This is a genomic window from Aeromonas sobria (assembly GCF_050266975.1).
GTDB classification, from domain to species: domain Bacteria; phylum Pseudomonadota; class Gammaproteobacteria; order Enterobacterales; family Aeromonadaceae; genus Aeromonas; species Aeromonas sobria_B.
In genome coordinates this window covers 1-1942 of record NZ_JBKISU010000068.1, presented here as the reverse complement: position 1 = coordinate 1942, position 1942 = coordinate 1, and the positions used below count along the sequence as shown (strand labels likewise).

Here is a 1942-nt window from a genome sequence, read left to right as displayed (position 1 = left end):
CGGCCTGTTTGAGGATGGCGATGATTTGGGCATCGCTAAAGCGTGATGTTTTCATGTAGAACCTCCTGCGTTCAAGATACGAGAAAATTCTACTTATGAGCACCCCAGGTTTTCGGGGGGATTACCCGATAACCTCCATAGTTTGCTCGTAGCCATATTCAGGAATGAGCCTCTGACTTCGCCCCGCTACGACATTCTAGCCAGCTACGATCTCAACGCCTTGAGGGGCTTTATCAACGGCGATATGACTCTCCCCGAGTTCAGACGCCAATCTGCGGTAGAACAGGAGCAGCGCCGTTCTAAATCTCTTTACTATAAGGGACGAAAGATTGTGCATCGCTACCAACCCTCAATCACAAAGCCCTTGGCTGCTCCGCGAGACGACAAAGCTAATATAGAGAAGACCAGTCAAAATCCCACTTGGGATTACCTGCAGCAATTTCGGATCAAAAATGGTCTGGCCGATGGCCAGAATTCTGTGTCCCTCCCCCCGCATGAACTGGCCAGACAATTCTGGGTGGATGATATCACCAGTGCGATCACGGGCGGAGCCAGGTTGCACAGCCTCCTTGTCGCTGCCGGACAAGGCGCGACGATATCAGCAGCAAACAGACAATTTCTCTTGAACAGGGGGTTGAATGCCTTGCTGTGCTTCTTGACCGGCGAACTCTCCCAAGAGCAGTTCGACCAAAAAGGGAAAGCGGAACAGGAGCAACGAAACGAGCTTGCGCAACAGAAACAACGCGAGATCGCCGCTCAGAAGGCCGCAGATGAAGAACGTTTTAAAGCCGAGCAGAAAGCCCGCAGTGTGCGACTTGAGACTGAGCGGATTCAGCGTGAGAGTGACCCCAAGTACATCGCACGGATGAAGAACCAAGCACTCAGGGAGAAGTATGGTGTAACTGGATATGTCGAATCACATCACCTCAAACAGCTCATGGCAATCCTTCTCAAGCTGGATGCAGGTACACGGCTACTGGAGACTGAAACCATCTGGCTCAAGAGCAATGGCCGTGAGTACGAGACAAAGGAGATTCTGCATAGCTACAACCGACTCGAAGCTGATCACTGGCTAGCGGAGTACCGCAACAGCAAGAACCCATGGAGTGCAGTCAATGCCAGCGGACACTTGCGTAAATGCGCAGCATCGAATGAGGCGATTGCGCTGCTGAGTGCCATCCCAGCCAAGAGGCAGGGTCAGCCCAAGCTGAAATCCGCCATTCTCACCACGCATGGTGGCGCGATGCGTGACCATGGCGAACATGCTGCCGCATTGAACATGGGTGCTGAAGCTCACCGCCTTCAACCCAACAACTTTCGCCCCTGCACACTACTTGGCGCAGTCTGTATCGAGCTTGGCAACATTAGTGAGGGACATGAGTGGTATTGCAAGGCGGAAGCCAGAGGCGCTGGTCGTGACAGTATTATGTCAGATGTCAGGTCGCTTCTTACCCGGATGACAGCCGATAAACGTGAAGCAGTTATCGCAGAGCTGTTACGCATTCATCCCGAACAGTATCGATGGCTAACTAAGTGGCGTCAGGCCAAGGCGTAATTGACATTATTGCTAGCAAACCGAGAGTGAATCGCAAGCCGTTATGGCTGGGAAGTGTCTAGATCGCTGGTGGCGATTCACCCCACATCAACCAACTATCTACATAAGGAGTCACCTTGACCCATAAAACATTGCTGCTCTCTGCACTGTTCTGTGCCGTCAGTCTTATTGCTTCACCGGCCATTGCCGCAAATACGGGCTTCAAAACCCTGACGGTCGGCCTGCCCATCACCACACTCCAAGTGGTCAACGAAGGTCTGATTGTAGTGGTCAACTAAATCCGGACACACAGTTAAGCCGATTTTCGGCCTCTGCTGGCGGTATCCCATCATTATGTTGATGTGGACGCCGCCAGTTGTAGTAATCCATCAGGTAATAGCTGATATC

2 protein-coding genes are annotated in these 1942 nt (G+C 52.1%); both read left to right on the top strand.

Annotation, left to right across the window (positions count from 1 at the left end; all coding sequences use genetic code 11):
- Positions 1 to 142 precede the first annotated feature (142 nt).
- The gene (locus ACLHZ1_RS20400; RefSeq protein WP_427263515.1) at positions 143 to 1555 is read left to right on the top strand and encodes a hypothetical protein; all 1413 of its coding nucleotides are present in this window, start codon (positions 143 to 145) and stop codon (positions 1553 to 1555) included.
- Positions 1556 to 1671: 116 nt separating this feature from the next.
- Positions 1672 to 1833 (top strand): hypothetical protein, encoded by a 162-nt coding sequence (locus ACLHZ1_RS20395; protein WP_427263514.1) that lies wholly within the window; start codon positions 1672 to 1674, stop codon positions 1831 to 1833.
- Positions 1834 to 1942: the final 109 nt, after the last annotated feature.